The sequence below is a fragment of the Pantoea sp. JKS000250 genome, from assembly GCF_003201065.1.
GTDB classification, from domain to species: Bacteria; Pseudomonadota; Gammaproteobacteria; order Enterobacterales; family Enterobacteriaceae; genus Pantoea; species Pantoea vagans.
Window position 1 is genome coordinate 3,237,707 of sequence record NZ_QICZ01000001.1, and the last position, 25,423, is coordinate 3,263,129.

The window sequence follows — 25,423 nt, forward strand, 5'->3', positions numbered from 1 at the left end:
GTTCTCAGAGAAATTCCGTTGTTTCGGCTCCACAGGCTTGATATAACTTGCTGCGCGTTCGTACCCGGCCGGAAGCCCGGTACGATGTGAAATAATAAAAGAGGGGATGAAGAGAGTGAATAAGTCACAATTGATCGACAAAATTGCTGCCGATGCTGATATTTCTAAAGCTGCAGCAGGACGTGTTTTAGATGCATTTATGGGCTCAGTTTCAGATGCGCTGAAAGAGGGTGATGAAGTGGCTCTGGTGGGTTTCGGCACATTCTCTGTGCGTGACCGCGCTGCACGTACCGGCCGCAATCCGCAAACCGGTAAAGAGATCACCATCCCGGCTGGTAAAGTACCCGGTTTCCGTGCTGGTAAAGCATTGAAAGACGCTGTCAATTAATAACAACGAATAGATTCATTGACGCATTTTCTTCAGTGGATTAGAGGACGATTAACCCGTTCTCATGTAACATACGGGCACATCAATGAGATGTGCCTTTTTTGTTTTAACCGGTGAGAATCGGGCCGTAAGATGGACCTGGACCGGATTGAGACTGCCAGCTAAGCCAGCAGTTGCGTGAGTCGCCAGCCAGTGGCGAATTGCGACCGAGCTTTACATTCACACTACAGCGGAGTGTTGCCATACCATGATGGACAATTTACGCGCGGCGTCGAACCATGTCGTGCTCAAGATTATTCTGGGACTGATTATCGTCTCTTTTGTGCTGACAGGCGTTGGCAACTATCTGATTGGCGGCAATAACGACTATGCGGCCAAAGTTAACGGTCAGGAGATAAGCCGGGGACAGCTGGAGCAGGCGTTTAACAGCGAACGCAGTCGCCAGCAGCAGATGCTGGGTGACCAGTTCTCGCAGCTGGCCAGCAACGATGGCTTCATGCAGCAGATGCGTCAGCAGGCGCTGTCGCAGTTGATCGACCAGGCGCTGCTCGACAGCTACATCAAAGAGCTTCATCTCAGCATCAGTGACGATCAGGTTAAGCAGGCTATCTTCAATCAGCAGGCTTTCCAGACCAACGGCAAATTCGACAATGCTAAATATCTGGCGCTGATCGGCAATATGGGTTTCAGCGCCGACCAGTATGCTGAAGCGCTGCGCAAGCAACTCTCCAATCAGCAGTTGATCAATGCGGTGGCGAACACAGACTTCACGCTGAAAGGCGAAGCCAGCAAACTGGTGGACCTGGTTTCACAGCAACGTGATATTCGTCAGGCGACGCTGGACGTTAATGCCCTGATGGCGAAACAAACCGTCACCGACGACGAAATCAGTCAGTACTATCAGCAACATAAAACCAGCTTTATGGCGCCGGAACAGTTCCGCGTCAGCTACATCCTGATGGATGCCGCCAGCATGCAGCAGGATGCCAGCGAAGCAGATATTCAGGCCTGGTACGACCAACATAAAGCAGACTATTCGCAACCACAGCGTAATCGCTACAGCGTTATTCAGACCAAAACGGAAGCGGATGCCAATGCGGTACTGGCTCAGCTGAAAGGTGGCGCTAACTTCGCGGATGTGGCGAAAGCCAAATCAATCGACCCCATCTCTGCGCGTAAGGGCGGTGATATGGGCTGGCTGGAACCGTCAACCACCCCGGATGAGCTGAAAAATGCGGGTCTGACTGAGAAAGGCCAGATGTCAGGCGTGATCAAATCGTCAGTGGGCTTCCTGGTGGTTCGTCTCGACGACATTCAGCCAGAGCAGGTTAAACCACTGGATGAGGTTCGCAGCGCTGTTGCAGCGAAAGTGAAGCAGGAGAAGGGCGTTGATGCCTTCTACAAACTGCAGCAGAAAGTCAGTGAAGCAGCCAGCAATGACAATGAGTCACTGGCGGGTGCCGAGCAGGCTTCGGGTCTGAAAGCGAAAGAGACCGGCTGGTTCAGTCAGGACACACTGCCAGACGCACTTAACTTCGATGCGGTGAAGCAGGCGATCTTTAACGGTGGTCTGGTGGGTCAGAACGGTGCGCCGGGTAACAACTCCGATATTATCACCGTCGATGGCGACCGTGCCTTTGTACTGCGTATCAGCGAGCACAAACCGGAAGCGGTAAAACCGCTGGAGCAGGTGAAGGCGCAGATTACGGATACGCTTAAGCATGACAAAGCGACACAGCAGGCTAAAGCCCAGGCCGATAAACTGCTGACCGACCTCAAAGCGGGCAAGCTGGACGCACTGACTGCAGCAGGCCTGACACTGAGCGTCAGCAAAACCGTTGATCGCAATGCACAGGATCCGGTGGCACAGGCCGCCTTTAACCTGCCTCAGCCTGCTGATAATAAGCCTTCATGGGGTGTCAGCGAAGATATGCAGGGCAATGTGGTGCTGGTGGCGGTAGATAAAGTTAAAACCGGCAGCATGCCGCAGGCGCAGATTGACGAAATGGTCAAAGGCGTTACGCAGAATAATGCGCAGCTGACGTTTGAAGCCCTACTGCAAAACCTGCGTAAAGAGGCCAAAATCAAGTACGGCGCTGCCGCACAAATGCAGTAAGCCTCGCAAAAATTACGCAACGACTGTAACAATCAAAGGCCGCATTCGCGGCCTTTTCCATTTCTGATATTCCGCTTTTGAGCCTTGTGCGGCGTAGTGCCACTCTGTCGCTGCTGTTTACACACAAGGAGAAACACAGCATGGCTAAATCTAAACTTGTTGCCTTTTATCTCTCACTCGCACTGGGCGGTGTACTCTGTCACGGCAGCGTCTCTGCGGCACCTGAACCTGCCAGTCCGGCGGTCTCGCAGAACACACATCCTGCACCGAAGCCGGAGACAGCCGCGCAGCTGCAGCCAAAGCAGGAGCAGGTCAGCATCAATGAAGCGACAGCGGAACAGCTCTCTGCCGCTATGAATGGTGTGGGGCTGAAGAAAGCGCAGGCGATTGTGAACTATCGCGAACAGTACGGACCCTTTAGCGCGATTCAGCAACTCAGTGAAGTACCGGGTATCGGTAACGCGCTGATAGAGCGAAATGCGGCCCGGCTGAAATTGTGAGGCAGTACACATCTGTGATGCTTAATCCACGCTAACCAGACGACTCTGCTAAAGTGAACAGGTCCAACCAGTTAACTCACAGTAGCAGGAGAGCATGATCATGCAGACCACCATAAAAGTGCGTGGCTATCATCTGGATGTCTATCAGCACGTCAACAATGCGCGCTATCTTGAGTTTCTTGAGGAGGCGCGCTGGGAATGGCTGGAAGTGGCTGAAGCGTTCCACTGGTTGCAGGAACAGAAACTGGCTTTTGTGGTGGTCAATATCAACATCAACTATCGTCGCCCGGCCGTGCTGGGCGACGTACTGGTTATCGACAGTGAGATTACGCAGTTAAATGGCAAAAGCGGCATTATTGCCCAGCGGGTGTTGCTGGCAGGTCAGGAGACCGTGGTGGCGGATGCCGTACTCACGTTTGTCTGTATTGATTTGCGGACCCAAAAGGCGGTTGCGCTGGAAGGGGAGTTACGCGAGCGACTGATGCGTCTGATGGCATGAGCCGATAAAAAGCGGCAAACCGAACTGCTTTGCCGCCACGCCAGACAGCCTTAATTAAGGCCGCTCTTTGCTTTCATTGCTGCCATGACGCCAGCACGATCGTTGAGATAACCCTGGAGGCCATTAGCCCGTAAATGACAGGCAGCACACTCACCACATCCGTCGCCTTTCACACCGTTATAGCAGGTCAGCGTCTGCTCGCGTACCAGCGCAAGCTGCTGCCAGTAATCTGCAAGCGCCCAGGTTTCCGCTTTATTGAGCCACATCAGCGGCGTCTCAAAACGCACCTCGCGCGCCATGCCAAGCGACACCGCATGGTTCAACGCTTTGACAAACTCATCGCGGCAGTCGGGATAGCCGGAAAAATCGGTTTCGCAGACGCCGGTGATGACCGCTTCTGCTTCGACCTGATACGCGTAAACCGAGGCCAGCGTCAGAAAGAGAATATTGCGGCCCGGCACGAACGTACTGGGTAAGCCACTGGCCTCAGAATTATAAGCCGGCACCGGAATGTTATCCCGCGTCAGGCTGCTGACGGCGAGTTCGTTCAGCATGGTCACGTCTAGCACTTTGTGTGCGCGCGCACCCAGTGTCATCGCCAGATCGCGGGCGACCTCGATCTCTTCCCGGTGGCGTTGTCCATAGTCGAAAGTGACGCAGTGAACTTCATCATAAAGCTGTACAGCCTGAATCAGGCAGGTAGTGGAGTCTTGTCCACCGCTGAAAACTACAACCGCGCGTTTCATGGTGTTTCCCTGATAATTAATTTTGCGCTTATGGTAATGCCTCAGTCCGCCGCTGAACAGCTGCAAGGCGGATCAATAGGCGGCGGAATCCATGCGCGGCTGAAATCAAACCAGCCCAGCGTGTTCAGCTCTATCCCTTCAACGGCAGGGGGGGCATAAATCTGGTAGCGATAATTGAACAGGGGCAGCAGGATGCCGTCCGTCATCAGTTGATGATAAAGCTGCTGCAGCGCACGGGTACGACTATTGCCGTCTGATATCTGCTGGATAGCCAGCAGTTGCGCCTGGACTTCTTCGCCCTGCGGTGTGGGCCACAGCCGACGCCATAGCGGGTCAATCTGTAACCAGCTCGCCAGTGTGAAGACCGGCGCATCGCCAATCAACCGATCGCCCATCACGATATCCGCCTCATCAGGCGGGGCGATATGATGCCAGCTTTTGACCGGATGAAAAACGACGTTCAGAGTACAGCCGTGCTGTTTTAACAGGGCGACCAGTGCCTGTGACATCTGATGCAGCTCAACCGGCAACTGATAATGCAGCGTCAGGGTGGGGGGCAAGGGGACCGGAACACTATCAATCAGCGGTACTTCCCAGCCGGGTAACAGCTCTTTGCTTGGGGTAATCAATCCCTCATCCAGTGGTAACCGGCTGACGATGCCGCTTTGCTGGATGAGCTGAAAAAGCGTGCGCGCCTGATCGGGTGTAAATCCGGCTCGCGGGCGGCAGACCAGATAACAGAAGCCGAGACTGATGCTACTGCTGACCGGCTTCAATGTCCTGAGCTCTGCTGCATCGCCAATGGCAATCTGCACCGGATGGCGACAGCTGCTGCCGAGTGCGGCATCAAACAGCTGAGGAGTAATCCAGTACTCTACCGCCTGCAACAGCGGACGCTGCAGATGCCAGCGCGCATGGCTTTCAATCCTGACCAGCTCAGCGCTGAAATGCCTGAGTTTCCATGGCCCGCTGCCTGTGGCGGGATAATCGGGATGGGGCAGCAGGCACAAAAGATGGGCAAGCCGGTGAGGCAGCCAGAAATCAGGTCGTCGCAGGGTAAACCGCACCGCCAGCGGGTGAGGCGCATCCACGCTGACCACATCGGCAAGCAATATTCTGACACGCGTATCCTGCAGCAGCTGGCGGAACTGCACCACCAGTTGCGCAGCCTGCACCGGCTCGTCGTTATGCCACATCAGCTGAGGCCGTAACCAGAATAACCAGCTACAGGATGCTTCATCGTGCTGCCAATGATGCGCCAGATCGCCGACCGGCTCATCCTGCTTAAAACGGGTCAGACCGGAATAGATCTGACGAACCAGATGCTGTTCAGCCCGTCCGGTAATCTGGCGCGGCTCGGTACTCTCCATCGGACGATAGTAGGGGATGCGCAGAACCGGCGTGTCGTTCTGCCACTGTCCACCCATTAACGGCCGCAGCATATTAATCAGCCTTTCCGGCGGCAGATCCAGCAGCTGTAAAGCGTCAGCTGCCTCTCCGGCATCAAGCTGTTTTTGCAGCAACTGCTGCCGTAACTGTTCAGGCGAGCGCAGAAACACTAACCGACCCTGTTTGCCACGGCCCGGTTCCCCGTGCCAGCTAAGCCAGCCAGCGTGCTGCCACTGTGACAGTAACGTGCGCAGATGACGCTCGCTGCAGATGCAGTGGCGCGCCATCTCTGCCACGCAGGTCTGCTGAGGGACGCCCTGGCTCTGCTGCCACAGGCGCTGAAACTGATTAAGGCGGTTAAGCTGACGCATCGTAAACCCGGAACAGTTTTTTAAAAGTATTCACTATTACTTCCGCAATTAACAGGCAATAGTAAGCTCATCTTTTCAGCAGGAGGGTAACCATAATGCGTTTAGCCGCATTCGATATGGATGGCACATTATTGCTGCCGGATCATCAACTGGGTCAGCAGACGCTGGACAGTCTGCAGGCGCTACATCTGCGCGGCGTTAATCTGGCGCTGGCGACAGGCCGCCATCTGCTGGAGATGCAGATTCTGCGGGAGAAATTAACGCTGCCCGCGTGGCTGATTACCGGGAATGGCACCCGCGTACACGATCGGTCTGGCAATCTGATCTTTGCCCGCGATCTGCCCTCTGCGGTAGCTGAAGAGGTCATTCATCGCCATTGGGAAACACCCGCGTCGATCCACGTTTTCAACGATCAGGGATGGTTTACCGATCGACCCCAGCCTGAGCTGCTGGTGGCCCATCAGATGAGCGGATTTGGCTATCAGCTGTGCGATCTGAAAAGGCTGCCCGCGCATCAGGTAACAAAAATCTGCTTTATCGATCAGCATCAGCGTCTGTGCCAGCTGAAAACAGAACTGGATGCGGCGCTGGGTGAGCAGGCAAATATCTGCTTCTCTGCGGTGGACTGTCTGGAAGTGTTGCCCGCCAGCTGCAACAAAGGCAGCGCGCTGGCACTGTTGTGCGACCATCTGTCACTGACGCTGGCGGAATGCATGGCGTTCGGGGATGCAATGAATGACAGAGAGATGCTGTCGCAGGTTGGACGGGGTTTCATCATGGGCAATGCGATGGCGCAGCTGAAAGCCGCGCTACCGCATCTGCCGGTATTAGGGCATTGCGAGACACAGGCGGTGTCTCACTATTTAAATCACTGGCTGGCTACACCCGACCTCGCGTATTCCCCCGAATGCTGAGGATTGCCGTGAACCGGACAGGATGTCCGGTTTTTTATTCGAGTTCGCGCTGCCACGGCGTGATATCGCCAATATGTTTTGCCACCCATTCCGGCTGATAGTAGCTATCGGGATAACGTTCGCCACTGTCGCACAGCAGTGTCACCAGGGATCCCTGCTGATTCGCTGCCCGTAACCTTTTCGCCACCTGCATCATGCCCCAGAAATTGGTGCCGGTAGAGGCGCCCGGTTTGCGTCCCAGAATCTTTTCCAGCTTCAGCATGGCGGCCAGCGTTGCACCATCCGGTACTTTGATCATTTCATCAATCACGTCAGGCATGAACGACGGCTCCACGCGCGGACGGCCAATTCCCTCGACCATGCTGCCACGTGTGCTGGTCAGCGTTGCATCACGCTGTTGCCAGTAATCGAAAAACACCGAATGCTGCGGATCCACCACCAGCAGTTTCGTATCCAGGCCCTGATAACGGATATAGCGGCCCAGCGTCGCCGAGGTGCCGCCGGTGCCCGCGCTCATAATCACCGTATGGGGAATCGGATAGGGCTCATGCTGCATCTGACGGAATATGCTTTCAGCAATATTATTATTACCGCGCCAGTCGGTAGCGCGTTCAGCATAGGTAAACTGATCCATAAAATGGCCATTCAGCTCACGTGCCAGCCGTTCAGATTCTGCGTAAAGCTGGCAGGGATCCTCGACAAAATGGCACTGTCCGCCATAAAAGGTGATCTGCTCAATTTTACGTTTCGCCGTACTGGCGGGCATCACCGCAATAAAGGGCAGGCCTAGCAGCCTTGCGAAGTACGCCTCAGAAACGGCCGTGCTGCCTGATGAGGCTTCGATAATCGGCGTATTCTCTTTAATCCAGCCGTTGGAGAGACCGTAGAGAAACAGGGATCGTGCCAGCCGATGTTTCAGACTGCCACTGGGATGGGTACTCTCATCTTTCAGGTAGAACCAGATGCCGGGAAAATCCGCCAGATCGAAACGGATCAAATGGGTTTCAGCCGATCGTTGAAAATCAGCGTTAATTTCGTTGATAGCGTGGCGAATCCAGCAGGTCTGCATCTCAGGCATCCGGTAAAGAAGTGATGCGGCTATTTTATGGCACGTGCAGGAAAAAGAGATTGCAAAAATACCGCTAAAATCGCGGTAATGGAGAAAATGATTCTCCCGGAGTCCCGTATGTTAGATAAAACTGACCTTAAACTGCTCTCACTGCTGCAGCAGGATTGCACGCTGTCACTGCAGGCGCTGGCGGATGCCGTCAACCTCACTACCACACCCTGCTGGAAGCGCCTGAAAAAGCTGGAAGATGATGGCATTATTCGCGCCCGGGTGGCGCTGCTGGATGGGGATAAAATCGGACTGTCACTGACGGCGTTTATGTTTGTGAAGACCCAGCAGCACAGCCGCGACTGGTATCAGGCTTTTGTCTCGGTGGTCAGCAGCATGCCCGAGGTAATGGCCTTTTACCGGATGGCAGGTGAGTATGATTACCTGCTGCGCATTCAGGTGGCGGACATGAAGAGCTATGATGCGTTCTACAAGCGATTAGTGAACGGTGTGCCCGGCCTGATTGATGTGACATCCAGCTTCGCTATGGAAGAGATTAAATACACCACGGCTTTACCTGTCGCCCCCTGAGGGCCTGAGATTGAGAGCAGCGTTGTGCGATTATTCAGTCAATTAAGTTGGTATTTTCTGCGGGAGTGGCGGCGCTATCTGGGCGCGGTCATCCTGCTGATTGTTATTGCTGTTCTGCAATTACTGCCGCCGCATGTCGTCGGTGTCATTGTTGATGGTGTCACACGTGACAACATGAGTACCAGCCGCATCATGATGTGGATTGGTATCATGCTGGCAACCGCAGTGGTGGTCTATCTGCTGCGTTATGTCTGGCGCGTGCTGCTCTTTGGTGCCTCCTACCAGCTGGCGGTTGAGCTGCGCGAAGATTTCTATCGCCAGCTGAGTCGGCAGCAACCGGCATTTTATCTGCGTCACCGTACCGGTGACCTGATTGCGCGAGCCACTAACGACGTGGATCGGGTGGTGTTTGCGGCCGGGGAAGGGGTGCTGACGCTGGTCGATTCGCTGGTGATGGGCTGTGTGGTGCTGCTGGTGATGAGTACGCAGATCAGCTGGCAGCTGACCCTGCTGGCGCTGGTGCCGATGCCCATTATGGCAATCGTCATCCATCGCTACGGTAATCAGCTTCATCATCGGTTCAAACTGGCCCAGGCGGCCTTCTCCAGCCTTAACGATCAGACGCAGGAGAGCCTGACCAGCATCCGGATGATTAAATCCTTCGGTCTTGAACAGCATCAGTCGCAGCAATTCTCCGATATCGCCCGCGATACCGGTGATAAGAACCTGCGCGTGGCGCGGGTCGATGCCCGTTTCGATCCCACAATCTACATCGCTATTGGTTTCTCAAACCTGCTGGCGATTGGCGGCGGCAGCTGGCTGGTGTGGCATGACCAGATGACGCTGGGGCAGTTGACCAGCTTTGTGATGTATCTCGGCCTGATGATCTGGCCGATGCTCGCCCTGGCGTGGATGTTCAATATCGTCGAACGCGGCAGCGCCGCCTGGAGCCGCATCGGTGCATTGCTGGCGGAAGCGCCCGCGGTGGAAGATGGCGATAAGTCTCTGCCACCTGAACCGGGCACGCTGCAGGTCGCGATTCGCGCCTTTCACTATCCGGCCAGCGCGGCTCCGGTGTTAAGTGATGTCAGCTTCCAGCTGAAGCCCGGCGAAATGCTGGGACTGTGTGGGCCAACTGGCAGCGGAAAAAGTACCTTACTGAGCCTGATCCAGCGCCATTTTGATATTCATCAGGGCGACATCCGTTATCACCAGATCCCGCTGACGCAGTTGCGGCTGGACAGCTGGCGCAGTCGTCTCGCCGTGGTCAGCCAGACACCATTCCTGTTTTCGGACAGCGTAGCGAACAATATTGCGCTGGGGAAACCGGGCGCAACCCGGCAGGAGATTGAACAGGCCGCCACGCTGGCCTGCGTGCATGACGATATTCTGCGGCTGCCGCAGGGTTATGAAACTGAAGTCGGGGAGCGAGGTGTGATGCTGTCGGGTGGACAGAAGCAGCGTCTTTCAATTGCCCGGGCACTGCTGCTGAACGCAGAAATCCTGATTCTGGACGATGCGCTCTCTGCGGTGGATGGTCGTACCGAGCACGAAATCCTGCATAACCTGCGCATCTGGGGGCAGGGAAAAACACTGATTATCAGCGCGCATCGCCTGTCGGCGCTGACGGAAGCCAGTGAAATCCTGGTGTTACAACAGGGCAGCGTGGCACAGCGTGGCGATCATGACGCGCTGACCACCAGCGCTGGCTGGTATCGTGACATGTACCGTTACCAGCAACTGGAAGCGGCGCTGGATGATGATGAAAATGAGAAAGGAGTGCCGCATGGCTAAGTCTGCCCGCTTGTGGCCCACCCTGAAGCGCCTGCTGAGCTACGGTAAGCCCTGGCGTAAATCCCTGTCGCTGGCGGTAGGCATGCTGTGGATCGCTGCCGCGGCGGAAGTAACCGGTCCGGTGCTGGTCAGCTATTTTATCGATAACCTGGTGGCGAAACATCAGATGCCCTGGGGGCTGGTGGCCGGTCTGGTCATCAGCTTTGTCCTGCTTCAGCTACTGGCCGCCGGGCTGCACTACTGGCAGGCGCTGCTGTTCAATCGCGCCGCCATTGGTGTGGTGCAGCGGTTACGCAGTGACGTGATGAATGCTGCGCTCTGTCAGCCGCTGAGCGCTTTTGATACTCAGCCGGTCGGGCAGATTATTTCGCGCGTGACGAATGACACCGAAGTGATCCGCGATCTTTATGTCACGGTAGTTTCAACCGTACTGCGCAGCGCTGCGCTGGTCGGCGCCATGATGGTGGCGATGTTCAGTCTTGACTGGCGCATGGCGCTGGTAGCAATGATGATCTTCCCGCTGGTACTGATAGTGATGCTCATCTATCAGCGTTACAGCACGCCGATTGCCCGACGGGTTCGCAGCTATCTGGCTGACATCAACAACGGCTTCAACGAAGTGATCAGCGGCATGAGTGTGATTCAGCAGTTTCGTCAGCAGGCGCGATTTGGTGAGCGTATGGGCGAAGCGAGCCGCTCTCACTATCTGGCGCGAATGGAGACGCTGCGTCTTGATGGCTTTCTGCTGCGTCCATTGCTGAGCCTGTTTTCAGCGATGGTGTTGTGCGGGCTGCTGATTCTGTTCAGTTTTTCGGTGCCTGGCGTGTTTGAAGTGGGGGTGCTCTATGCCTTTATTACTTACCTGGGCCGTCTGAATGAGCCACTGATTGAGCTAACCACCCAGCAGTCGATGCTGCAGCAGGCGGTGGTGTCTGGCGAGCGTATCTTCGAGCTGATGGATGCCGCCCAGCAGCAGTATGGTGCCGATCAGCAGCCACTGGCTTCAGGTCGTATTGCCCTGAACAACCTCAGTTTTGCTTACCGTGAAAACCGCGATGTGCTGAGTGATATCAATCTTGACGTCGCACCGCGTGAGTTTGTGGCGCTGGTGGGCCATACCGGCAGTGGCAAAAGTACCCTGGCTAACCTGTTAATGGGTTATTACCCGGTAACGCGCGGCGAAATTCGTATTGATGATCGTCCGATTGGCGACCTGAGCCATGCCGTGCTGCGACGCGGTATCGCGATGGTGCAGCAGGATCCGGTGGTGCTGGCCGATACGCTGCTGGCCAATGTGCGGCTGGGCCGCGACATCAGCGAAGAGGCCGTCTGGACCGTGCTGGAACAGGTGCAGCTGGCACCGCTGGCGCATGCCCTGCCGGAGGGGATTCACACCCGGCTGGGCGAGCAGGGCAATAATCTGTCGGTCGGGCAGAAGCAGCTGCTGGCGCTGGCCCGGGTACTGGTTGATCTGCCGCAGATCCTGATCCTCGACGAGGCGACCGCTAACATCGACTCCGGCACCGAGCAGGCCATTCAGCATACGCTTGCGACGCTACGGCAACACAGCACGCTGGTGGTGATCGCTCACCGCCTCTCAACGATTATCGATGCGGATAAGATTCTGGTGCTGCATCGTGGTCGTGTGGTTGAGCAGGGCACTCATCAGCAACTGCTGGCGCTACAGGGACGTTACTGGCAGATGTATCAGCTGCAACAGGCAGGGGAAGATCTGGCGTCGGGCGTACCTGTAACATCTGAAAGCTGACTTGCACCTTTTTTGCGCAGCTTTATCGGAATAATCTGTATAAATGCACTCCTTTGACGCCTGGAGCACCAAAGTAGTGCAGTCTCAGGCTGCGATCCCTGTCACACACCCATTCTCATTCATATCTTCCTTGAAGCATCCCTTGCTCCGTCTCGCCTGACTCACTGATTAAGGGCACTTTTACACTCTGGCACAGGCTTTGCTTATATCCCTGCGTGTCCATAAACGTTACCTATTTACTCGCTGGAGGGGATCCAATGAAGCTGGTTACCGTCGTAATTAAGCCATTCAAACTGGAGGATGTACGTGAAGCTTTATCCTCTATCGGCATTCAGGGACTGACCGTCTCCGAAGTGAAAGGTTTTGGTCGTCAGAAAGGCCATGCAGAGCTCTATCGTGGCGCAGAGTACAGCGTTAACTTCCTGCCGAAGGTCAAAATTGATATCGCGATTGCCGACGATCAGTTAGACGAAGTGGTGGATGTCATCAGTAAAGCGGCCTACACCGGCAAAATTGGCGACGGTAAAATTTTCGTGGCTGAACTGCAGCGCGTCATCCGTATTCGTACCGGCGAGACCGACGAAGCCGCTCTGTAATTAAGACTCAGTACTGTGATGGGATGGAATAAAAATGAATAAAATTTTCACGAAGCTGGGCCTCACCAGCCTGGCACTGTTACCCTCACTCGCAATGGCTGCGCCTGCCGTTGCGGACAAGGCTGATAACGCATTTATGATGATTTGCACCGCGCTGGTGCTCTTTATGTCAATTCCAGGTATTGCGCTGTTTTACGGCGGTCTGATTCGTGGCAAAAACGTTCTGTCGATGCTGACGCAGGTTGCTGTGACCTTCTCGCTGGTCTGCGTGCTGTGGGTGGTCTACGGCTATTCACTGGCCTTCAGTGAAGGCAATGCCTTCTTTGGCGGCTTTGGCTGGGCCATGCTGAAAAACATTCAGCTCACCGCCGTTATGGGCAGTTTCTATCAGTATATCCACGTAGCATTCCAGGCCTCGTTTGCCTGTATTACCGTGGGCCTGATTGTTGGTGCCATTGCAGAACGCATCCGTTTCTCTGCCGTACTGATCTTCGTCGGTGTCTGGCTGACGCTTTCATATTTACCTATCGCACACATGGTCTGGGCGGGCGGTTTCCTGGCTCAGGATGGCGCTCTGGACTTCGCTGGCGGTACCGTGGTGCACATCAACGCGGCTGTCGCAGGTCTGGTGGGTGCTTATCTGGTGGGCAAACGTGCGGGCTTTGGTAAAGAGGCGTTCAAGCCACATAACCTGCCGATGGTCTTCACCGGCACCGCTATTCTTTATGTTGGCTGGTTTGGCTTTAATGCCGGTTCAGCTTCAGCAGCAAACGAAATCGCCGCACTGGCTTTCCTGAACACCGTGGTGGCAACAGCGGGTGCCGTACTGGCATGGACCTTTGGCGAGTGGGCGGTACGCGGTAAGCCTTCATTGCTGGGTGCCTGCTCAGGCTTTATTGCGGGTCTGGTCGCCATTACCCCAGCCTGTGGTTATGTCGGCGTTGGCGGTGCATTAATCATCGGTCTGGTCGGCGGCCTCGCGGGACTGTGGGGCGTCACCACCCTGAAAAAATGGCTGCGCGTCGATGACCCGTGCGATGTATTCGGTGTGCATGGCGTCTGCGGTATTGTCGGCTGTATCCTGACCGGCGTGTTTGCTTCCTCTTCACTGGGCGGCGTCGGCTATGCGCAGGGCGTCACCATGGGCCATCAGGTCTGGGTGCAGCTCTTCAGCGTGGGTCTGACGATTGTCTGGTCCGGCGTTGTCGCTTTCATCGGCTTCAAGCTGGCCGATCTGATTGTCGGACTGCGCGTACCGGAAGAGCATGAACGCGAAGGCCTGGATGTAAACAGCCACGGCGAGAATGCTTACAACCAGTAATGGACAGGCACTGAAATGAACAATCGGGGGCGAGCAATCGCCCCTTTTTTATTGTCTTTATTCGCTGCGCTGGCGCATTACCCCTTCCTGAACGGTTGAGGCTACCAGCACACCCTGCTGATTGTAGAACTCGCCGCGGACAAAACCGCGTGCGCCAGAAGCTGAGGTACTGACCACGCTGTAGAGCAGCCATTCAGTGAAGTCGAACGGGCGATGGAACCACATAGAGTGGTCGATTGTGGCGACCTGCATATCCGGCTCTAAAAAGCCTTTGCCATGCGGCTGCAGCGCGACCGGCAGGAAGTTGAGGTCAGAGGCATAGCCGAGCAGGTACTGATGGATACGCAGGTCATCGGGCAGGGGGCCGGTGGCACGGATCCAGACCTGACGCTCCGGTTTATCCACATGTCCACGAAGCGGGTTATGGATCTGCACCGGGCGAATCTCCAGCGGACGTTCAGCAATAAATTTTTCACGTAACTTTTCTGGCAGCAGATGCGCCATTTTCTGCGCCATCGCCTGTTCGGTTAACAGGTTTTCTGGCCCCGCCACCTGGGGCATCAGATTCTGATGCTCAAATCCGCTTTCCGGTGACTGGAAAGAGGCCGTCATATAAAAAATCGGCTGGCCATTCTGAATGGCGCTGACCCTGCGTGCGCTGAAACTTTTGCCATCACGCAGCGTTTCAACATCATAGATAATCGCTTTCTGGCTATCGCCGGGCCGCAAAAAATAGCTGTGAAATGAGTGAATAATGCGATCTTCCGCGACGGTTTGCTTCGCGGCATACAGTGCCTGACCCACCACCTGACCGCCAAACACCTGGCGCAGTCCCAGATCTTCGCTCTGGCCGCGATATAAACCCTCTTCCAGTTTTTCCAGATTCAATAAATTCAGCAGATTTTGCAGTGCCTGACTCATGGCGCATTCCTCAATATAGTGACCCACTCAGTGTGAAAGATCGGACCAGTTGACGTCAATCAGACTTTCCGCTTTGCCTGTGCCAGGCAAAATTTCATTTTTGTGCCAATATTAAGCACATACGGCGAGTGAAGCGCTGTAAGCAGGATTCGCTGCCGACAATCATTTTGATCAAATGGAGACGACATCAATGAAACTCAGGCATGTGTTCAGTGGGGTAGTTATTGCGGTTGCTGTTGCGGGATGTGCCGACAAGAGTAAACCAGTGCCAACACCAACGCTGGGTTCTGCAGTTGCAGGACAGACGGCCGCGATTGCGCAGCCAAACGTAAGTGGTTCAGTCTTTATCCGCCAGCGCATTGCGCTGCCGCCGGATGCGGTATTAACCGTGACGCTTTCTGATGCCTCTGTATCCGACGCGCCATCAAAAGTGCTGTCGCAGCGCGTGGTGCGTACTGAAGGCAAACAGGCACCGTTCCAGTTTGTATTACCGTTTAACCCGGCCGACATTCAGCCCAACGCGCGCATTCTGTTAAGCGCAGCCATCTCAATTGATGGCAAGCTGGCCTTTGTCACTGAAGGCGTGAAGCCGGTCATCAACCAGGGCGGCACTAAAGCTGAACTGCTGCTGGTACCGGTACCGTCAGTAGCGATGCCAACTCAGCCAGGCGCAGCGACGACTGTTCCGTCGACGTCACCCACTCAGGTGACGCCATCGGCTGCTGTTCCGGCACCAACCCATATTTAATTTATCGGGGCGACGTTGTCGCCCCTTTTTACTGCCTGAAATCCCAGCGATAAGTTTCAAGATCGAGCTGTCCCTCATTACTGACCTCTATACCTTCCGCTTCCAGCGCATCCCGCTGCCGCAACAGACTGTCGCCCTGCAGTGAGATAGTACCGTGACGATTGACGACACGATGCCAGGGAAGCGTGGTGCCTTCTGGTAACCGGCTCAGCACGCCGCCCACCTGACGTGCCGCGCGCGGGGAACCCGCCAGTCGCGCAACGTCGCCATAGGTCGCGACGTGGCCATAGGGAATGGCGGCAACAATTTGCCAGATGCGTTGCCGGAAAGAGTCAGGCTGATCCATGTGCTTATTTCGTCTGCTTTTTTCATCAGGAATAGGGTTTTAACTTTAGCATGGCGAGGATGAAGAGACAGTGCCAGCACGTTGGTTGTTCAAGAAAACAACGGTTGTCCCGACTACGCTTGCAATTGCCACCTCCTTCCCAGATAATGCCCCCGCTCTCGTAAAGAGGGCTTGTCAATGGGGGCCCTGTTGGTTCTCCCGCAATGCTAGCTTGTGAACTCGGTCAGATCCGGAAGGAAGCAGCCGCAGCAGGTGACGCGTGTGCCGGGATGTAGCTGGCAGGGCCCCCACCATTTTCTCCCTCTGAATATCTCCTCTCCATAAACTGCAGACAGGCAAAACCCGCCTGGGCCGATCCTTTGCCGGCAGGCAGGAATATCTGGTACTAAAGAGGAGATTAAACGTAGCAGCAATCCGTCAGATTAGCGGACAAATTTCCATACTGAACCTGGGACTTTATCATAAAGCTTGTTCATCGTCAGTTCCGCCAGGCGATGGTCAGCTGCAGAGTAAAATACCGCTAATTCATCCTCGGGTAATTCATACTTATTTTTTTCAATGACCCTTTCCAGGGTATCCAGAGAGCGGCAACGCCGCAGTCGCATCAAATAATCGGTTTTAGTCAGGGTTTTGTTCATAAATAAACCGTTCTCATGTCTGTACTATAATGAATGGCTTGGTTGCTGGAGAAAAGCGCACTCTTCAGTAAACAGATTAAATAAGCGTTTTGCTGAACGTTGCCACCGTTGAAGATCCGGACTATTGATACCATAGTTGCTGAATAGCATAAAAGTATCATCAAGATATTCATCGATTTGCGAAATCAGCGCTTCATCTTCAACGTGCTTAATTTTGTAATTCATGGTGAAAGAGGCAATGTGTTCAATCAAATCGTTAAGCTGCAGATTGCTTTCAGAAGTGGGGTCGTTCACCCAGCCGTGATGGCTGTCGGTTAATGTTGCCATGCTGTCGTCAAACAGGCTCTCACACAGATATTTAAGCTGGGCAATATCATGCCGTTTCGGTGAGTATTCGTCCATCTTTTTCCCCTCCATAGCTAGCACAGTTGCCGCAGGGCGGCGATATTGGATAACGCGGCCAGGAAGCGATTATTCGGGCAGTTATTAAACGGGATACCTTAAAGATAGTGTAGAACCATTAGTTCTGCTCACCTCCATTACTAAATATTACAATTCATCGCCAGGGGAGGGCTGCTGATTGTCGATCACATCAAACTCAAGTGCTCCGGGCTTAATGTGAAAGTTCACCTGCTCAGATTGCGTCACGGTTTCATTTAGATCCAGACAGGGACTAAATAAATTCCAGTCAAAATCGTAAAGTAATTTAAAACTATTCATATCCAGGTATTCAACCGAAACAATTTTTAAACTGCCTGGAACTAACTGTGCATTCTGTGAGTACCAGCGTAAATCTCCCACCAGCAAATCTGTTATTTTGAGAATATTCCGCTGAACAATCTCTGCTATTTTTGCGCAGTCTGATTCGCCCGGGGCAATATCACATTCAATACGTGATAGCATATCTTATCCACTAATAACCGTTAATAAACCTATCATTGGTTTTCTGCAACTGGTTTGCAAGCCAGCAGAGCACAAAACTGTCAGCATCTGCGCGTCAGCAGGCGACTGTGCCTGCCAGCCTCCTGCCGTAAGTCCCATCGCTGTTTATCTTTTGATACACAATTACGCGTTTCCCTGACGGGAATATCCGGTATCTTGATTGTTATGTTATAACATATTGGTGAGACGATGCGTCAGAGTGGATTACTTATGTCATTGGGTGGACGGCTGAGTGTAGCGGTGCTATTCATCGCGCTGCTTGCCGTGGCTATAAAATGGGGGATCAGCGCATGATCCGGTTCAATACGCTTCGTGCTGGCTATCAGGGACAGAGCGTAACCCCGCCGGTTACCGGGCAGCTTGCAGCTGGCTCAATGACAGCCCTGGTCGGTGCTAATGGCAGTGGCAAATCAACCCTGCTCAAAACCATTGCGGGTTTGTTGCCACCGATAGCCGGACGTTGTGAATTGCAGGTTTCGCGTCGGGATATCGGCTGGATGCCGCAGCGTACAGAACTTGAAACCCGTTTTCCCCTGACAGTATTTGAACTGGTCTCCATAGGCTGCTGGCCGCGCTGCGGCTGGTTCGGCGGTATTAACCGGGTACTACGCCGGGAAATCTGGCAGGCGCTGGAGGCCGTTCAGATGGGTGATTATGCAGATGCGCAGCCCGCGACTTTATCAGGCGGACAACTTCAGCGCGTATTGTTTGCGCGGCTGATGTTGCAGCGCAGCCAGCTCTGGCTGCTGGATGAGCCTTTCAACGGCATTGACAGCCAGACCGTGACATTACTGATGTCGATCCTTGAACAGCAACAACAGGCCGGCACAACCCTGCTGGTGGTGCTGCACGATCGCCCGCTGGTGGCGCGCTACTTCAGTAACGTGATGTCGATGGATGATAGTGAGGTCAACTGCACCAGCCAGCCTGCTATCCCTTTGCGGAGTTGTGCGCCGTGACCCTGATGCAGCCTTTTATTGAGTTCGGTTTTATGCGGCGCGCGCTGGTGGCCTGCTTTGCACTGGCGGTCAGCGCTACGCCGCTCGGCGTGTTCCTTTCACTGCGCCGGATGAGCCTGATTGGTGATGCCTTATCACATGCAGTGCTGCCCGGTGCCGCTATTGGCTATCTGATTTCCGGCCTGTCACTGGTTGCGATGGGTATCGGCGGCCTGATCGCCGGTTTAGCCGTGGCGCTGCTTTCTGGCGCGGTCAGTCGTTATACGCCCCTGAAAGAGGATGCCAGTTTTGCCGGATTCTATCTTGGCTCCCTCGCGCTGGGCGTCACGTTGGTCTCATTACGCGGATCAAGCGTGGATCTGCTGCACGTTCTGTTTGGCTCGCTGCTGGCGGTGGATAATGCCGCGCTGCTGCTGGTCGGCGGCATCGCTGCCTTTACGCTGATTGTGCTGGCGATCATCTATCGTCCGCTTGTCATCGACGCATTTGACGGTGACTTTCTGCGGACGCAGGGGAAATGGAGCGCGCCGCTGGTGCATGGTCTGTTTTTAATGCTGGTGGTGCTGAACCTGGTCGCGGGCTTTCAGGTTCTGGGCACGCTGATGTCGGTGGGACTGATGATGCTGCCCGCCGCCAGCGCCCGTTTCTGGAGCCGTCATCTTGCCGCAATGCTGGTGATTGCCATTTTCCTGGCAATGATTTCAGCGCTGGCGGGACTGATGCTCTCCTGGCACTTTTCATTGCCGGCCGGCCCCGCTGTGGTGCTGAGCGCCGCCATGCTGTTTTTTCTCTCCATTCTTGCAGGGCCGTGCGGCGGGATTTTGCGCCGCCATTAATCTTAAGGGGTATCTATCTATGAAGAAATTACCGGTTAGCCTGGCGCTCGCGGCGCTGTTTGCCACGCCTTTTGCGATGGCAAAAACAGTGGATGTGGTGGCCAGCTTTACCGTGCTGGCAGACATCGCTAAGCAGGTCGGCGGCGACCATGTCAACGTGAAAAGCCTGGTGGGGCCGAATGGCGATCCTCATACGTTTGAACCGACGCCACAGGACAGTCAGGCACTGGCAAAGGCCGATCTGGTTTTTGTCAGTGGACTGGGACTGGAAGGGTGGATGGATCGGCTGGTCAGCGCCTCCGGATATCGCGGCCAGCCGGTTGTCGCCTCCACCGGCGTTACGACCCGCAGCATGGAGGAGGACGGCAAAACCGTTACCGATCCGCACGCCTGGAACAGCATGCAGAACGGTGTGATTTACGCGACCAATGTGATGAATGCGCTGGTCAAAGCCGATCCTGAAGATGCCGCAGCCATTCGTCAGCGCGGTCAGAATTACATTCAGCAACTGGAGGCGCTGGATAGCTGGGCAAAAATGGCCTTTGATGCTGTGCCTGTCGACAAGCGGAAAGTGCTGACCAGTCATGATGCGTTTGGGTATTTTGGACAGCGCTATGGCGTGACGTTTCTTGCGCCGGTAGGGTTCTCTACTGAAGCGGAAGCGAGTGCCAGTGACGTGGGTAGTTTAATCACCCAACTCAAGCAGCAGCATATCAACCGCTATTTCATCGAGAATCAGACCGACCCGCGCCTGGTTAAACAGATTGCCAGTGCCACCGGCGCTGAACCGGGTGGCGAACTCTATCCGGAAGCGTTGTCCACCGCCTCTGGCCCGGCAGCCACTTATCAGGCGGCCTTTAAACATAACGTGAATGCGATGCTGAAGAGCATGCGCTAAGCATAAAAAAGGCCGGGCAAGCCCGGCCAGTCATCACGACACACACTAGCGTTTTTTCTTCCTTCCCTGTACGGCTTTAAAGCGTGGATTCGTTTTACAGATCACGTAAATCCGTCCCTTGCGGCGCACTACCCTGCAATCCCGATGGCGATTTTTTGCTGAGCGCAGCGAACTCAATACCTGCATGAATCTTTTCCTTATTTACGGCCAAGAAAGCGCCCGAAACGCTGATTAAAGCGCGCGGTGCTGCCCTCTTTGGCGAAATCTTTCTGTTTGCCGGTATAGAAAACGTGCGAGGCCGACGACACATCCAGCGTGACGTAGGGCAGCGTTTCACCTTCAAACTCTACGGTGCGATCGGTTTTGATGGTTGAACCGATTTTGAAATAAACGTCAGCTGATGTGTCATGGAAGACCACGTGACGATAGTGAGGATGAATATTCGCTTTCATAATGCTCGCCTATGTAATGTTATAATATAACATTATTATGCGCCGCACCGTTCAGGATTGCAACTGCCATAACGTCAGCTCGCGTGAAGTGTCAGGAAGGGAGAAGGGCAGAATCGCAGGCATAAAAAAAGGCCGCTTGCGCGGCCTCAGATGATTTACAGCTTAGTGAGTCTGGTTGTGCTCAACCGGATGACTGTTCGCTGATTCTTCTTTTTTCTTGCCAAAGCGGCGGCGTACCACCACAAAGAACACAGGAACGAAGAAGATCGCCAGTATGGTCGCGGTGACCATGCCCCCGATAACGCCAGTACCTACGGCGTTTTGTGAACCGGAGCCAGCACCCGTACTGATCGCCAGCGGCAGTACCCCAAGAATAAACGCCAGTGACGTCATCAGGATAGGACGCAGACGCATACGACAGGCTTCCAGCGCTGCTTCAATCAGCCCTTTACCCTCTTTATCCATCAAATCCTTGGCAAATTCGACGATAAGGATGGCGTTCTTGGTCGAGAGGCCGATGGTTGTCAGTAACCCCACCACGAAGTAGACGTCGTTACTCAGGCCACGCAGCGTGGTAAAGATCAGCGCACCGATGACCCCGAGTGGAACAACCAGCATGACCGAGAATGGAATCGACCAGCTCTCGTACAGTGCGGCAAGACACAGGAAGACCACAATCAGCGAGATGGCATAGAGCGCAGGTGCCTGGTTGCCTGACAGACGTTCCTGATAGGACATACCGGTCCAGTCATAGCCGATGCCAGCAGGCAGCTTCGCCGCCAGCTCTTCCATCAGGTCCATTGCTGCACCGGAGCTTTTGCCTGGTGCGGCCTGGCCCAGAATTTCCATGGCTGGCAGACCGTTGTAGCGCTCAAGACGCGGTGAACCATATTGCCACTTCGCTGACGAGAAGGCAGAGAAGGGAACCATGGTTCCACTGCTGTTACGCACGTACCATTTACCAATGTCGTCCGGCAGCATACGGGAATCCGCATTACCCATGACATAAACTTTCTTCACACGACCGCGGTCGATAAAGTCATTTACGTAGGAGCCGCCCCAGGAGGCTGCCAGCGTGGTATTGATATCACTCAGTGATACGCCCAGCGCCTGCGCTTTTTCCTGATCGATAGTCAGTTTGTACTGCGGTGTATCTTCCATCCCGTTAGGGCGAACACCCACCAGCGTATCAGGATGCTGCGCAATCATACCGAACAGCTGATTACGTGCTTCCGTCAGCTTATCGTGGCCGAGGTTGTTCTGATCGATCAGCTCAAAGTCAAAGCCGGTCGCGTTACCCAGCTCGATAATCGCTGGCAGGTTGAAGGGGATGACCATCGCATCTTTGATCGCGCCCAGCGCCTGCATGGCACGGCCAGCAATCGCCGGAACTTTCATGTCGCTACCGGCACGCTCATCCCACGGCTTGAGACTGACAAAGGCGATACCGGTGTTCTGTCCACGACCAGCAAAGCCGAAGCCGTTAACGGTGAACACGGATTTAACCGTATCTTTCTCTTGCGTCAGGAAGTAATCCGTCACCTGATCCAGCACTTTCTGGGTACGTTCCTGAGTTGCACCCGCTGGCAGCTGAGCCTGAGCGAGCAGCAGACCCTGATCCTCTTCCGGTAAGAATGAAGAGGGCAGTCGCATAAACAGAAACGCCATACCGACCACGATCAGCAGGTAGATCACCATATAGCGACCCGTACTGCGGATCATGTGACCGACGCTGTCGACATAGTGGTGGGTGCTTTTGTCGAACATGCGGTTGAACCAGCCGAAGAAACCGGTGGTTTTACCGTGCTCGCCTTTTTTAACCGGCTTCAGCATGGTGGCACAGAGTGCCGGCGTCAGAATAAAGGCGACCAGCACCGACAGCGCCATCGCTGAAACGATAGTGATTGAGAACTGACGATAAATAACGCCGGTCGACCCACCAAAGAACGCCATCGGAATAAATACGGCGGCAAGCACCAGCGCGATACCGACCAGCGCGCCCTGAATCTGCTCCATGGAACGCTTGGTCGCTTCTTTTGGCGGCAATCCTTCTTCCGCCATGACGCGCTCGACGTTCTCGACCACCACGATGGCGTCATCCACCAGCAAGCCGATGGCCAGCACCATCCCGAACATCGTCAGGGTATTTATCGAATAACCAAACGCGCTGATAACGGCAAACGTACCCAGCAATACCACAGGTACGGCGATGGTAGGAATCAGCGTGGCGCGGAAGTTCTGCAGGAACAGGTACATGACCAGGAACACCAGCACAATCGCTTCGATCAGCGTTTTCACTACTTCGAAAATTGAAATCTTAACGAACGGGGTGGTGTCATACGGATAAACTACTTTTAACCCGGCAGGGAACGTTGGCTGCAGTTTGGCCAGCTCGGCTTTTACCGCATTGGCGGTATCCAGCGCATTCGCACCGGTGGCCAGCTTGATACCGATACCGGATGCAGGCTTGCCGTTATAACGGGCAACGATCTCGTAGTTTTCTGCGCCGAGCTCAATTCTGGCCACATCACGCAGACGAACCTGAGAACCATCCTCGTTTACTTTGAGCAGAATTTTACCGAACTCATCCGTTGAGGTCAGACGGGTTTGCGCAATGATGGAGGCGTTAAGCTGCTGGCCCGGAACCGGAGGCGTACCGCCCAACTGACCGGCAGCGACCTGGGTGTTTTGAGTGTTCAGCGCGCTGATCACATCGACCGGGGTCAGGTTGTAGTTGTTCAGCTTGTGCGGATCCATCCAGATACGCATCGCGTACTGCGCACCAAATACCTGGGTATCACCCACACCTTTGGTACGGCTGATAGGATCTTTGATGGACGATGAAATGAAATCAGAAATATCATTCTGCGTCATATTGTCATCGTCGCTGATGAAGCCCGCAACCATCAGGAAGCTGCTGGAGGATTTTTTAACCTGAATCCCCTGTTGCTGCACTTCCTGCGGCAGCAGCGGCGTCGCCAGCTGCAGTTTGTTCTGCACCTGAACCTGCGCAATATCCGCATCTGTTCCTGACTCAAAGGAAATAGTCAGGGTCAGCGTACCGGATGAGTCGCTGCTCGAGGACATATACATCAGTCCATCGATACCGTTCATGTTCTGCTCAATGACCTGCGTCACCGAGTCCTGCAGCGTTTTTGCATCCGCACCAGGGTAGGTCGCCTGAATCTCAATCGCCGGCGGCGCAACATTAGGATATTGCTCGATCGGAAGTTTGAGAATCGATAGCGCACCGACCAGCATGATGATGATGGCGAGCACCCACGCAAAGATGGGGCGATCGATAAAGAACTTAGCCATGAATCAACGGCTCCTGTTATGACGATGACTTGTCAGACTGCGGCTTTGAATCGGGTGCCGCTTTCGCATCGTCTGAGACTTCTTGTGGAGTAACCTGTGCGCCCGGTTTGGCTCGCTGCAGACCGGTGCTGATCACACGTTCGCCTGCTTTAACGCCGTCGGTCACTAACCACTTGTCACCGATCGCCTGAGAGGTGGTGACCTGACGTGATTCGACTTTGTTATCTGCACCCACAACCATCACGGTTGCCTGACCCGTTGGCGTGCGGGTGACAGCCTGTTGCGGCACCAGCATTGCATTCGGGTTGATCCCCTCATCCAGACGCGCACGAACAAACATGCCCGGTAACAGCGTGTGGTTCGGGTTCGGGACGATGGCGCGCAGGGTGATGGAGCCGGTGGTTTCATCAACGGTCACGTCAGAGAACTCCAGCGTACCGGTCTGTGCATAGCTGCTGCCATTCTGCATCAGCAGCGTCACGTTGGCTTTGCCATCATTCTGCTTCAGCTGACCCGATTCCAGTTCTGAACGTAAGCGCATGAAATCTTCGCTCGACTGGGTCACGTCGACATACATGGGATCAAGCTGCTGCACGGTAGCCAGCGCGGTGGTTTGTGCGCTTTGTACCAGTGCACCTTCGGTAACAGAGGATTTACCGATGCGGCCACTGATAGGCGAGGTCACTTTGGTATATGCCAGGTTAATACGGGCCGTTTCAACATTGGCTTTTGCCACCTGCACGGCAGCATCGTTCTGCGCGGCAGTGGCAACGGCGGTGTCATAATCCTGCTGACTGATATATTTGGTGCCGAGCAGCGGTTTATAGCGCTTGACGGTCAGCTGAGCGATGCGTGCATTCGCCTGAGCCTGAGTCAAATCGCCTTTAGCGCTGTCGTAAGCGGCCTGATAAGTCGCCGGATCGATCTGATAAAGAGACTGACCTGCTTTGACATCGCTGCCTTCAATGAAATTACGCTTCAGAATGATACCGGAAACCTGCGGACGGACTTCAGCCACACGATATGCTGAGGTGCGGCCAGGTAGTTCAGTCGAAATTTTCAGGGGTTCAGTTTTAAGTGTCACAACACCCACTGCTGGCGGTTGCTGGGCGGCTTGTTCGGATTTATTGTTGTCACATCCTGTTAACAAAAAGCTGCCTGATAGCATCAGGACGGCCGCCAGAGGCGATAATCCTCTGATTTTATTCATAAATAAACCTCTAGTGTCCGATATCAATTGGTCAATGGATCACAAACTGAAAAACCCATTGCTGTGTCAAGTCGCAGGTCATGCTATGGTACATACATTCACAAA

The 25,423-nt window shown here is 54.5% G+C and carries 26 protein-coding genes and 1 other RNA gene; 15 read left to right on the forward strand and 12 right to left on the reverse strand.

The window, feature by feature from the left end; translation table 11 throughout:
- Window positions 1-115 precede the first annotated feature (115 nt).
- The 4 genes from hupB (at window position 116) to BY447_RS15250 (ending at window position 3,503) form a co-directional block, all read left to right on the forward strand.
- Complete coding sequence (gene hupB / locus BY447_RS15235; protein ID WP_033731763.1) at window positions 116-388, forward strand: nucleoid-associated protein HU-beta; 273 nt, start codon at window positions 116-118, stop codon at window positions 386-388.
- Between the two features lie 247 nt (window positions 389-635).
- Window positions 636-2,504: a peptidylprolyl isomerase gene (gene ppiD, locus BY447_RS15240; RefSeq protein WP_013356996.1), complete on the forward strand. Its 1,869-nt coding sequence runs from the start codon at window positions 636-638 to the stop codon at window positions 2,502-2,504.
- 140 nt (window positions 2,505-2,644) lie between these two features.
- On the forward strand, window positions 2,645-3,004 hold the full coding sequence (locus BY447_RS15245) for a ComEA family DNA-binding protein (RefSeq protein ID WP_033782171.1): 360 nt from the start codon (window positions 2,645-2,647) through the stop codon (window positions 3,002-3,004).
- A 100-nt stretch (window positions 3,005-3,104) separates the two neighbouring features.
- Entirely contained in the window at window positions 3,105-3,503 is a 399-nt protein-coding gene (locus tag BY447_RS15250) for a YbgC/FadM family acyl-CoA thioesterase (RefSeq protein ID WP_110331952.1), read from the forward strand.
- Window positions 3,504-3,553: 50 nt separating this feature from the next.
- Here BY447_RS15250 and queC read toward each other — a convergent pair whose 3' ends face one another.
- Together queC and BY447_RS15260 are read right to left on the reverse strand one after the other, a co-directional pair.
- Window positions 3,554-4,249, reverse strand: a complete 696-nt coding sequence (gene queC / locus BY447_RS15255; protein ID WP_110331953.1) for a 7-cyano-7-deazaguanine synthase QueC — start codon at window positions 4,247-4,249, stop codon at window positions 3,554-3,556.
- Between the two features lie 41 nt (window positions 4,250-4,290).
- A complete protein-coding gene (locus BY447_RS15260) occupies window positions 4,291-6,009 on the reverse strand; it encodes an SgrR family transcriptional regulator (protein ID WP_110331459.1) in 1,719 nt (572 codons plus the stop codon).
- A gap of 92 nt (window positions 6,010-6,101) precedes the next feature.
- Between BY447_RS15260 and cof the strand changes: the two genes are divergently transcribed.
- A complete protein-coding gene (gene cof / locus BY447_RS15265; protein ID WP_095707601.1) occupies window positions 6,102-6,923 on the forward strand; it encodes an HMP-PP phosphatase in 822 nt (273 codons plus the stop codon).
- Window positions 6,924-6,957: 34 nt separating this feature from the next.
- Here the strand turns inward: cof and BY447_RS15270 are convergent, their stop codons facing one another.
- Window positions 6,958-7,992, reverse strand: coding sequence for a PLP-dependent cysteine synthase family protein (locus BY447_RS15270; RefSeq protein ID WP_110331460.1), 1,035 nt, complete (start codon window positions 7,990-7,992; stop codon window positions 6,958-6,960).
- 117 nt (window positions 7,993-8,109) lie between these two features.
- Between BY447_RS15270 and BY447_RS15275 the strand changes: the two genes are divergently transcribed.
- The 5 genes from BY447_RS15275 (at window position 8,110) to amtB (ending at window position 14,050) form a co-directional block, all read left to right on the forward strand.
- Window positions 8,110-8,571 carry an Lrp/AsnC family transcriptional regulator gene (locus BY447_RS15275; RefSeq protein WP_033782182.1) on the forward strand — a complete coding sequence of 154 codons (462 nt, stop codon included), beginning with the start codon at window positions 8,110-8,112 and terminating at the stop codon, window positions 8,569-8,571.
- Between the two features lie 24 nt (window positions 8,572-8,595).
- Entirely contained in the window at window positions 8,596-10,365 is a 1,770-nt protein-coding gene (locus BY447_RS15280; RefSeq protein WP_110331461.1) for a SmdA family multidrug ABC transporter permease/ATP-binding protein, read from the forward strand.
- Window positions 10,358-12,133 carry a SmdB family multidrug efflux ABC transporter permease/ATP-binding protein gene (locus BY447_RS15285; protein WP_110331462.1) on the forward strand — a complete coding sequence of 592 codons (1,776 nt, stop codon included), beginning with the start codon at window positions 10,358-10,360 and terminating at the stop codon, window positions 12,131-12,133. Before BY447_RS15280 ends, BY447_RS15285 begins: the two co-directional genes overlap by 8 nt.
- A gap of 257 nt (window positions 12,134-12,390) precedes the next feature.
- Window positions 12,391-12,729, forward strand: a complete 339-nt coding sequence (gene glnK, locus BY447_RS15290) for a P-II family nitrogen regulator (RefSeq protein ID WP_003850469.1) — start codon at window positions 12,391-12,393, stop codon at window positions 12,727-12,729.
- Window positions 12,730-12,763: 34 nt separating this feature from the next.
- Window positions 12,764-14,050 (forward strand): ammonium transporter AmtB, encoded by a 1,287-nt coding sequence (gene amtB, locus BY447_RS15295; protein ID WP_013357006.1) that lies wholly within the window; start codon window positions 12,764-12,766, stop codon window positions 14,048-14,050.
- A 57-nt stretch (window positions 14,051-14,107) separates the two neighbouring features.
- Here amtB and tesB read toward each other — a convergent pair whose 3' ends face one another.
- Window positions 14,108-14,971 (reverse strand): acyl-CoA thioesterase II, encoded by an 864-nt coding sequence (tesB, locus tag BY447_RS15300; protein WP_110331463.1) that lies wholly within the window; start codon window positions 14,969-14,971, stop codon window positions 14,108-14,110.
- Between the two features lie 190 nt (window positions 14,972-15,161).
- On the opposite strand from tesB, the gene BY447_RS15305 reads away from it, so the two are divergent.
- Window positions 15,162-15,719 (forward strand): YbaY family lipoprotein, encoded by a 558-nt coding sequence (locus tag BY447_RS15305; RefSeq protein ID WP_013357008.1) that lies wholly within the window; start codon window positions 15,162-15,164, stop codon window positions 15,717-15,719.
- Window positions 15,720-15,747: 28 nt separating this feature from the next.
- Here BY447_RS15305 and BY447_RS15310 read toward each other — a convergent pair whose 3' ends face one another.
- Window positions 15,748-16,065, reverse strand: coding sequence for an MGMT family protein (locus BY447_RS15310; protein WP_110331464.1), 318 nt, complete (start codon window positions 16,063-16,065; stop codon window positions 15,748-15,750).
- 187 nt (window positions 16,066-16,252) lie between these two features.
- Here BY447_RS15310 and ffs point away from each other — a divergent pair.
- Window positions 16,253-16,349: signal recognition particle sRNA small type (gene ffs / locus BY447_RS15315), an RNA gene on the forward strand.
- Window positions 16,350-16,487: 138 nt separating this feature from the next.
- Here the strand turns inward: ffs and BY447_RS15320 are convergent.
- The 3 genes from BY447_RS15320 to BY447_RS15330 all read right to left on the reverse strand — a co-directional run bounded on the left by BY447_RS15320 (window position 16,488) and on the right by BY447_RS15330 (window position 17,606).
- Complete coding sequence (locus tag BY447_RS15320) at window positions 16,488-16,703, reverse strand: HHA domain-containing protein (protein WP_003850458.1); 216 nt, start codon at window positions 16,701-16,703, stop codon at window positions 16,488-16,490.
- A gap of 24 nt (window positions 16,704-16,727) precedes the next feature.
- Window positions 16,728-17,105, reverse strand: coding sequence for an Hha toxicity modulator TomB (gene tomB, locus BY447_RS15325; RefSeq protein WP_013357010.1), 378 nt, complete (start codon window positions 17,103-17,105; stop codon window positions 16,728-16,730).
- A gap of 147 nt (window positions 17,106-17,252) precedes the next feature.
- Window positions 17,253-17,606, reverse strand: coding sequence for a hypothetical protein (locus tag BY447_RS15330; protein WP_041456682.1), 354 nt, complete (start codon window positions 17,604-17,606; stop codon window positions 17,253-17,255).
- Window positions 17,607-17,935: 329 nt separating this feature from the next.
- On the opposite strand from BY447_RS15330, the gene BY447_RS15335 reads away from it, so the two are divergent.
- The 3 genes from BY447_RS15335 to BY447_RS15345 are packed head-to-tail and all read left to right on the forward strand — an operon-like array spanning window position 17,936 to window position 20,338.
- Complete coding sequence (locus tag BY447_RS15335) at window positions 17,936-18,604, forward strand: metal ABC transporter ATP-binding protein (protein ID WP_033782191.1); 669 nt, start codon at window positions 17,936-17,938, stop codon at window positions 18,602-18,604.
- Window positions 18,601-19,440, forward strand: a complete 840-nt coding sequence (locus BY447_RS15340) for a metal ABC transporter permease (RefSeq protein ID WP_110331465.1) — start codon at window positions 18,601-18,603, stop codon at window positions 19,438-19,440. The genes BY447_RS15335 and BY447_RS15340 overlap by 4 nt, the downstream gene beginning before the upstream one ends.
- Window positions 19,441-19,459: 19 nt before the next feature.
- Window positions 19,460-20,338, forward strand: a complete 879-nt coding sequence (locus tag BY447_RS15345; protein ID WP_110331466.1) for a metal ABC transporter substrate-binding protein — start codon at window positions 19,460-19,462, stop codon at window positions 20,336-20,338.
- Window positions 20,339-20,383: 45 nt separating this feature from the next.
- Here BY447_RS15345 and ykgO read toward each other — a convergent pair whose 3' ends face one another.
- The 4 genes from ykgO to BY447_RS15365 form a co-directional block, all read right to left on the reverse strand.
- Complete coding sequence (gene ykgO, locus BY447_RS15350) at window positions 20,384-20,524, reverse strand: type B 50S ribosomal protein L36 (protein ID WP_009091664.1); 141 nt, start codon at window positions 20,522-20,524, stop codon at window positions 20,384-20,386.
- Window positions 20,525-20,535: 11 nt separating this feature from the next.
- Window positions 20,536-20,790 carry a type B 50S ribosomal protein L31 gene (locus BY447_RS15355; protein WP_033782196.1) on the reverse strand — a complete coding sequence of 85 codons (255 nt, stop codon included), beginning with the start codon at window positions 20,788-20,790 and terminating at the stop codon, window positions 20,536-20,538.
- 162 nt (window positions 20,791-20,952) lie between these two features.
- Window positions 20,953-24,108 carry a multidrug efflux RND transporter permease subunit AcrB gene (locus tag BY447_RS15360; protein WP_033782198.1) on the reverse strand — a complete coding sequence of 1,052 codons (3,156 nt, stop codon included), beginning with the start codon at window positions 24,106-24,108 and terminating at the stop codon, window positions 20,953-20,955.
- A gap of 16 nt (window positions 24,109-24,124) precedes the next feature.
- On the reverse strand, window positions 24,125-25,318 hold the full coding sequence (locus tag BY447_RS15365) for an efflux RND transporter periplasmic adaptor subunit (protein ID WP_013357016.1): 1,194 nt from the start codon (window positions 25,316-25,318) through the stop codon (window positions 24,125-24,127).
- Window positions 25,319-25,423 lie beyond the last annotated feature (105 nt).